Consider the following 8,232-nt stretch of genomic DNA (forward strand, 5'->3'; position numbering starts at 1 on the left):
TTCTGATTCACTCCTTTGCTGTAACCAGTATAGCGGGTGGGCCGGCAATTTTCAAGTAAAAGGAGAGCCGCAGAGGATTTTTTCCAGGGCGGCGGCAGCCCCGTCCTCCCGGTTCGTGCCGGTGACCCAGTCAGCGGCCAGCCGCACCTCCCGGCTGCCGTCCCCCATGGCGATTCCCAGGCCGGCGGCCTGGATCATGGTCAGATCGTTCTCATTGTCCCCCACGGCGGCGGTCTGCTCCATGGGGATTTCCAGAAGGCCCGCCAGGGTTTTTAAGGCCTCCGCCTTTCCCACCCCGGCCCCGGTGACCTCCACATTTCCTCCCAGGGAGGTGGTGACCGTCAGCCCCGCCTGGCTCTCCAGGTAGCGGCAGACCGGCTCCCGCTCCAGGCAGTAGAGGTTTAACCGCTCCGGTATCTTGTCCGTCCCCAGGTTTCTTAAGAACTGTTCCATATCGTCCACGGGATACCGGGTCCGCAGCACCAGCCGTTTCACGGAATCCGGCAGGCCGAAATCGTCCAGCCGCTCCAGGTTCCGCTTTTCCGTGAACACGCAGCCGTCCACGAACACGTCGAAAATGGGATCCCAGGGCTCTACCCCCTTTAAAAGCCGGAGCACGGTGCTCACCGGGATGCCCCCCGACCACACGGGACGTTTCTCCAGAAGGTCCATGATCACCGCCCCGTTGGATAATATGCCGTATCTCATGCCGCCGTTTCGGATGGCAGGCGGCAGCTGGGTGTAGGTCCGTCCGGTGGCCGGAACCACCAGAATGCCCCGGTCCATGGCCGCCGCCAGGGCTTTCCGCCCCCGCTCCGTCACCTCCTCGCTGTCCCGAAGGAGGGTTCCGTCCAGATCCATCGCCACTAATTTTACCCTGCGCTCCATATGTCTCTCCTCCTAACTCTGTCTTTTTTGTCTCCCGCATGGGCCGCTGTTTCGCGTTTCATTCCCCCGCCCGGGCGCGTTTTCCTTTCTGCGGAAACGGGCCTGGCTTTGCCGGATATACAGAAAGGGAATGCCCGCGTGACCAGGCTGTCACGCAGGCATTCCCCATGTTTCATCAGATCACCGTAGCTCCCGTCTTGGCGGAGTTTACCGTCTGAGCGTACCGTTTCAGCAGTCCCTTTTCTGCCCGGGCCTGCCGCGGAACGAAGGCCTTCCGTCTCGCCTCCAGCTCCTCATCCGTCACTTCCAGGTGCAGGATCTCCTTCTTTAAGTCCACAAAGATCTTGTCTCCGTCCTTCACCAGGGCAATGGGGCCGCCCTCTGCCGCCTCCGGGCACAGGTAGCCGATGCTTAAGCCGCCGCTGGCGCCGGAGAACCGTCCGTCGGTGATGACGGCGGTGCCGGGGATCCCCTTGATGATCTCCGTGATCCGGTGCAGCTCCTTCATGCCGGGGCCGCCCTTGGGGCCCTCGTAGCGGACGATGAGCACGTCTCCCTCGTGGATCTGTTTCTCCCGGAATGCCACGTAGCAGTCTTCCTCGCTGTCAAACACCTTGGCCGTCCCGGTAAATACCCGGTAGTCCTCCGGCACAGCGGAGGTCTTCACCAGAGCGCCGTCGGGAGCCAGGTTTCCGTAGAGCACCTGGATGCCGTCGGCTTTGGAAATGGGATCGGCCATGGTGTGGATGGTGGTTCTGTCTCCATCCTCCGTCTCAGCCAATACCTCTCTCCAGGTGCGGCCGTCCGCCGCCTTCTCCTCTAAGTGGAGTACCGGGGCCAGCTCCTTCATCACCGCGGGAACGCCTCCCGCAAAGTGCAGGTCCACCACCGTCTCGTCGCCGTTTGGCACGATGGCGGTGAGCACCGGTGTCTTGGAGGTGATCTTGGCGATCTCCTCCCAGGTGAGGGAAAGGCCCAGCTCCGCTGCCAGAGCCGGCAGGTGGATCATGGCGTTTAAGGATCCGCCCAGGGCGCTGAGCAGGGTGACGGTGTTCTCCAAAGCGTTTTTCGTCATGATCTGGGACGGTTTCACCTGGTTTTCCACCATCTTCATGAGCACTTCCCCGGATTTTCTGGCGGAGAACCGTCTCATGCTGGTGGACGACGGGATCAGGCTGCCTCCCGGCAGCATCATGCCCAGGGACTCACAGAGGGCTCCCATGGTGTTGGCAGTGCCTAAGAACGGGCAGATGCCGGGGCCGGTGTAGTATTTTAAGGTTCCCTCAATCAGCTGGCGCTCCGTGATCTCGCCCCGCAGGAAACGCTGGCGCAGCTCCTTTGACTGGCTGGGCTTGATCTTGGGAACGCAGGGTCCTGCGGTCACCAGGATGGACGGCAGGTCCAGGCGGGCGGCGGCGTTTAACATGGCCGGGACAATCTTGTCGCAGGCCCCAAGGAATACGATTCCGTCAAATACGCCCTCTCCCGCCACCATGGCCTCGATGGAGTCGGTGATGATCTCCCTGTGGGGCAGGCAGTACCGCATTCCCGGGCTGCCCTGGGCGATGCCGTCGCACATGGCCACAGTGTTAAACTCGATGGGCTCTCCGCCGGCCTCCAGAATCCCCTTCTTTACCTCCTCTGCCAGCTGCTTTAACGGCTCGTGGCCGGGGCAGATCTCATTCCAGCTGTTGGCGACAGCGATCAGGGGCTTGTGGTCCAAAGCGTCGATGGAGATGCCGGCTGAGGCCAGATGGGCCTTCGCGATGGCCCTCTGAAACGGTTCGATCCGGTCAATGGCTCTTTCCATATGGATTTCCTTCTTTCTCTCTCATGATTGTGACCCGAGGGGATCACTCTGCTGCCGCGGCAGCTTTCTTTTTGTTTCTCTTTTCCACCAGAACCCAGATCGCCGCGAATACTACGATGAGCAGAGGCACGAAGATGATGGGGTTGGTGATAAAGGCCTCGTATACCAGGAAGCTGAGCTGTAAGCTGGTAGCCGCGAAGGAGGAGATCATGGTTCCGTCCGTCGCGATGTCCAGACCGATGGACTGGGCCAGGCTGGTGAGCACCGGGGCCGTGATAGTTCCCGCGTACAGGATGGTTCCCGTGCTGACAAGTCCCATGACGATGTTCTTTAACAGGTTACCTCTGGTGATAGCTACTACCATGGCCACGCGGAAGGTTACAACTGCCAGATCCGCGAAGGGCAGCATCCGGTTTCCGGGAAGCACGGCTGCCATAAAGATGGTCAGCGGGATTACAATCAGGGATGTGGTGATAACATCCGGGTTACCTACTACAACGGCCGCATCCAGTCCGATGAGGAACTTTCTGCCTTTAAACCGTTTCTGGGTGAAATTCTTCGCTGCCTCGGAGATGGGCATCAGGCCTTCCATGAACAGGGATGTCATCTTCGGGATCAAAATCATAACTGCCGCCATGGAAACGCCTAAGGACAGGATCTTGGACACGTCGTATCTGGCCAGAGCGCCGATGCCGCAGCCAAGGATCAGGCCCAGGATCGCCGGCTCACCGAAGAATCCCAGGTATTTCTGAGCGTTGCGCACCGTCAGCTTGGAGTTTCTAAACAGCGGAATCTTGTCTAACAGCCAGTTCATGGGAACGGCGATCAGCACGGAAGACAGGGCGGACACGGTGGGCAGGGACACGCCGGGGATGCCGAAGAAGTCCTCTACCAGGGGGGCCGTCCAGTCAGACAGCTTGAAGGTGATCACTGCCATGATCACGGATGCCAGGATTCCAAGAGGAATGCTCTTGGTCACGTAGTATACCATGATGCCAACGATGGCCATGTGGTGGTAGTTCCAGATGTCCACGTCCATGGTGTCGGTGGCCTTTAACGCCAGCATGATAATGTTCGTCGCCAGGATGGCAAAAATCAGGATGGCGATGATGGGAGAAGACCAGGTAACGGCCGCGATGGCGCCCCAGCCCACATCCAGCACGTCCAGCTGAATGCCGAAGTTTTCTACCATGGCCTGTGCCGCCGGGCCCAGGTCCGCTTTCATCATGTTGATCACCAGGTTGATACCGGCAAAGCCGATGCCGATGGTCAGACCGGAACGGAACGCCTTGGAAAGCTTTACTCCAAAGATAAGCCCGATGATGGTGATAATGATGGGAAGCATGACGGTCGCTCCCGCGTCCATAATCGTGTTAAAAATCGCGTAAAAGATACTCATATTGGTTATCCCTCCCTAACCACAAGTTTGTTTATTTTAAATAGCCCAGAATTTCTTCCAGCGTAGCATCCTCGTTGATGCCGGTCAGCAGGTTGATGGCTCCCACAACGGGAACGGACACGCTGCCGCCGGTGAATTTTCCGGTGGTTACTAACAGGTCAAAATCGTCTGCCTTGGACTCTACCTCCAGGAGCTTGCACTGGCTTACCGTTACCGGAACGCCATGGTTCTCGCAGGCCTCTCTGATCTTGGTGGCTACCACTGTGGATGTTGCAATTCCGTTTCCGCACGCTACTAATACTCGTTTCATGATTCATTCCTCCTGAAATTTATTATAATAATTTTTCTTTTAAAAGCTGGCAGACCGTATCCTTTTCCTTCGTCTCCACGATCTGTTTTACCAGTGCCTGGTCCTGGATCAGCTCCACCACTTTCTGGAGCATATCCAGATGGCTGTGAGCCTCCTTGAGGGCCAGCATAATCACCATTTTCACCGGGATTAAGTCATCCGGCTCGTCCATGGCGTGGAACATCACCGGCTCCTCTAAAATTCCCACGCAGATGGACGCCTCATTTACATGGGTTACGTCCGCATGGGGGATGGCAATGTTGCAGCCACCGGTATTTAAGCCGGTGGGAAATTCTTTCTCCCTGTCCAGTATGGCCTGCTTGTAGGTATCCTTTACCAGGCCCATCTCACACATGGCATCTGCCACCGCCGACAGGACCTGCTCGTCATTTTCCATTCCCGTAAGCATCAGTACCTGTCTGCTGTCAAATTTGATTCCTTCCATATACTCTCCTCTACCACTGAACCCTTTCCTCAAACTGCCGGATGGACTCCCGGATTCCCTCCTCGTTCTGGTTCAGGATGTCCTCTTTCTTAAAAATGCCGGACGCGATGCCCGCAAACGAGGCGCCCTTGTCCAGATACTCCTGGACGTTCTCTCCGTTTACCCCGCCTACCGCCATAAGCGGCAGCTTTCCTAAGGGGGCCTGCACATCGGCAAAATACTGGCTGCCTACCCGCCCCGCCGGGAAGATTTTCACGATGTCGGCGCCGCCCTGTGCCATCTTCCACACTTCTGAGGGGCTGAAGGCAGCCGGGACGCTGATCACGCCTTTTTCCTTACAGAAGTCCAGGATCTCCTGATCCAGCATAATGGGCGACAGCAGGAAGGTGGATCCGGCCTCCACAGCCGCTTTCGCGTGCTCCATGTTTAAGACCGTGCCGGCTCCCACGTATACATCCTTGCCGAACTCCTCAGAAATCTTGCGGATGGTGGTAAACACATCCGGGGAGTTGGTGGTGATCTCCACGGCGTTTAATCTGGTCCCCACCAGATTTTTCACCACGCATCTCACCTGCTCGTATGTATATCCTCTCAGGATAACGGTAATTTTGGGAAACTGTTTGATCTCCATTGGTCTGCTCCTTTCTTGCTTTTTCACTGTATATAAAAGCAAGAAAGGTGCCAATTTCTGACCAATTATGTAGATTTACAAAGAATTTTTAGAATTTCCTGGCTGTCCCCGCACTCCCGGATCTGGGAAATGACGGTTTCATCGGAAATAATCGAATAGAACTGCTCAAAAATCTGTCTGGAATTTTCATTCAACGCGATCACAAAAATGAGATCCGCCATGTTGACCCCGTCCCACACAATGGGCGTGTCTAATTTTGTAACGCTGATGACTGATTTTGTAACTAAATTTGGAGCTCCGTGGGGGATGGCGATCCCGCCTTTTAAAAAGGTGGTCATCATTCCCTCCCGCTTGTACACGCTCAAGAGGAATTCCGGCCGCACCGCCTTCTGGCGGACCATGATCTCCACGGCCTCGTCGATCACCTGCTCCTTCTCCAGGCGGCCGCTGTGGACGTGGATATTCTCCTCAGTGATGACCTGGGACAGGCAGTTGTTCTCAAACTGGGTGGTCTTTTTGATGACCTTGCGCAGCTTTTTGATCCCCTCAGCCGTCAGGGCCTCGCTGTAGGGCATGAAGAAACAGTCCTCCAGCTCCACCGTCAGGGTGCCCACCACTGCCAGGATCCGGTAGGATCTGGACAGTTTCCTTATTATATGGGCGGCGTCCGTTTCCTCTAAATAACCTCTGGTGAGGATCTCCACATCCCCCAGGCAGCTCTTTAGCCGCTCCTGGAGGTGGTTTTTTAAGAGCACGGCCCCGCCGTCCCCCGTCATGCAGAGGCAGACCACCGCCTTCTTTTTCTGGTGATCCGGCCGGACGCTCTCCCGGAAGGCCCGCCGGTCGTCCAGCTCCTCCACGATCTCCTCCAGGCTGTCGTCGGTCCACAGGGTGCGGCGGATACATTCTATGACCATCATGGTGTCGGTGCGGCCGATGAGGGCGGTCTTAAAGGGCAGTTCCTCCAGATCCTCCCGCACGTTTACCAGGGTGCCCATGTCCGCCAGGACGATGACGCCCTTTCCCTCGTCCATCTCCCGCACCTTCCGCACCACCGCCGGGCGCATCCCGGCGGCCGGCTCTGACAGGTCAAAATCCAGGCTCTCCCCGTATCGCACGCCCATGATGGTGTTGGCCACCTGGAGCATCCCGCTGGCCACCGGTCCGTGGGAGACCACCAGCACCTTGATTTTCCCGTCCTTTCTGGCGGCCTCGCGGCGGAATTTCTGGAAGTACATGGTGAGGAACAATATTTCCTGCTGGGTAAACTCCACGTAGTATTTCTTCCCCGCCCAGGCGGCGGCCTCCGCGGCCACCTCGTACTCTGCCGCGTACGTTTCCCGCACGTTTTCCAGGCGGATCTCCCGGCCCTCCCGCCGGTTTCCCGGCCGCAGCCGCTGCTGGTCCATGTGGAGGTGGATGGCCAGGGGGAAGATCATCTGATCGCTTAAGCCTGGCAGCCGCTCTGCCGCAAAGGTGTAGAGATCGGTGGCCATCTGCACGTAGTTTTCCCCCACGATGCCCAAAAGCTCCTCTCTGCTGAAACCGCTCTCTCCCGCCTCTTTTACGTACCGGGACATCTGGCTGTTTAACCGGTCATAGAGGATCTCCTCGATCTCCTGGCTGGCGATCCCTTTGGCCCGCATGGCGTCGTACTGCTGCCCCAGCTCCTCGTACAGATTTCCGTCCTCCCGGCGCTGCGGGGCGTAGACCGGCTTTTCGTCGTAGGAAAAGACCATGTCGCGGCTGCAAAGCTTTTCCGCCTCCGCCGGCAGCACGGAAAACATGGAGTGTTCCATGCCGTCCGCCAGCAGCTCCTCGTCCACTGGGATTTCTTCCCCGTCCTCGGACCGGTGCTCCAGAAAGGCCTTGGCGCAGAGCACCTGAACCACAGATTTTAATTCTCCCACGTTTCCGGGGTAGTCTTTGCGCATCAGCCGGCGCAGCACCTCCTTGGGCACCGCCAGCCGTTTCTTCAGGCGCTGGCACTCCTGCATGAAGGTGTCCTGGATCAGGGCCATCTTTTCCGGCCATGGCCGCTCGCTCACCGGCGGGATGGAAAGCTCCATGGGAATCCGGCGGCGGAAGGTGAGGAGCAGGGCGCTCTCCGGGTTTTCCGTGGTGGCCGCGATGACCATCACCTGACTCTTTCGCTGCACCTCCACCTCGCCCAGACGGCGGTATTTCCCTTTGTCCATCAGGTAAAACAGGATCTCCTGGCCCTCGGGGGGAAGGCGGTGCACCTCGTCCAGAAACAGGATGCCTCCGTCGCACTGCTCCACAATTCCCTTTTTCTCCTCCGTGGCCCCGGTGAAGGCCCCTTTCCGGTAGCCGAACAGCTGGGCCAGCAAAAGCTGGGGGTTTTCCGCGTAGTCGGCGCAGTTGAACTGGTAAAAGGGCATATTGGGCTTAAAGTTGCCGGTGGTCCTGGCGTACTGGTACATCAGCTCCGCCAGAAAGCTCTTTCCCACGCCGGAGGGGCCGTGGATCAGGGTGTGGATGCCGTTTGGCGGATATAAGACCGCCGCCTGGGCCTTCTTGATCTGCCGGCTCATGCTGCCGTCCCAGCCGATGAAACGGGCAAATACGCTGGCGGCGGGAGGCGGGACGGCCCCGGATGAGGGAGCCGTATCCTGGGATGGGGAAATGCTCCGGGGCGGGACGGCGCCGCCGCAGGCCGCATCCTGGGGCGGGGAAACGGTTCCTGGGG

At 58.3% G+C, this 8,232-nt stretch carries 7 protein-coding genes; all 7 read right to left on the reverse strand.

The window, feature by feature from the left end:
- Positions 1–51: 51 nt before the first annotated feature.
- Positions 52–888: an HAD family hydrolase gene (locus tag B5E84_RS13810; RefSeq protein WP_087223731.1), complete on the reverse strand. Its 837-nt coding sequence runs from the start codon at positions 886–888 to the stop codon at positions 52–54.
- 175 nt (positions 889–1,063) lie between these two features.
- Positions 1,064–2,698 (reverse strand): dihydroxy-acid dehydratase, encoded by a 1,635-nt coding sequence (ilvD, locus tag B5E84_RS13815; protein ID WP_087223733.1) that lies wholly within the window; start codon positions 2,696–2,698, stop codon positions 1,064–1,066.
- 43 nt (positions 2,699–2,741) lie between these two features.
- The gene (locus tag B5E84_RS13820; protein WP_087223734.1) at positions 2,742–4,097 is read right to left on the reverse strand and encodes a PTS galactitol transporter subunit IIC; all 1,356 of its coding nucleotides are present in this window, start codon (positions 4,095–4,097) and stop codon (positions 2,742–2,744) included.
- Positions 4,098–4,128: 31 nt separating this feature from the next.
- A complete protein-coding gene (locus B5E84_RS13825; RefSeq protein WP_087223736.1) occupies positions 4,129–4,407 on the reverse strand; it encodes a PTS sugar transporter subunit IIB in 279 nt (92 codons plus the stop codon).
- Between the two features lie 22 nt (positions 4,408–4,429).
- Positions 4,430–4,891, reverse strand: a complete 462-nt coding sequence (locus tag B5E84_RS13830) for a PTS sugar transporter subunit IIA (protein WP_087223738.1) — start codon at positions 4,889–4,891, stop codon at positions 4,430–4,432.
- 10 nt (positions 4,892–4,901) lie between these two features.
- A complete protein-coding gene (locus B5E84_RS13835) occupies positions 4,902–5,522 on the reverse strand; it encodes a bifunctional 4-hydroxy-2-oxoglutarate aldolase/2-dehydro-3-deoxy-phosphogluconate aldolase (RefSeq protein WP_087223740.1) in 621 nt (206 codons plus the stop codon).
- A gap of 65 nt (positions 5,523–5,587) precedes the next feature.
- The coding region (locus B5E84_RS13840; RefSeq protein ID WP_087223742.1) for a sigma 54-interacting transcriptional regulator at positions 5,588–8,232 on the reverse strand (2,645 nt) is incomplete at its 5' end.

Origin of the sequence: Lachnoclostridium sp. An14, from assembly GCF_002160755.1 — a bacterium.
Classification (GTDB): domain Bacteria; phylum Bacillota; class Clostridia; order Lachnospirales; family Lachnospiraceae; genus Lachnoclostridium_A.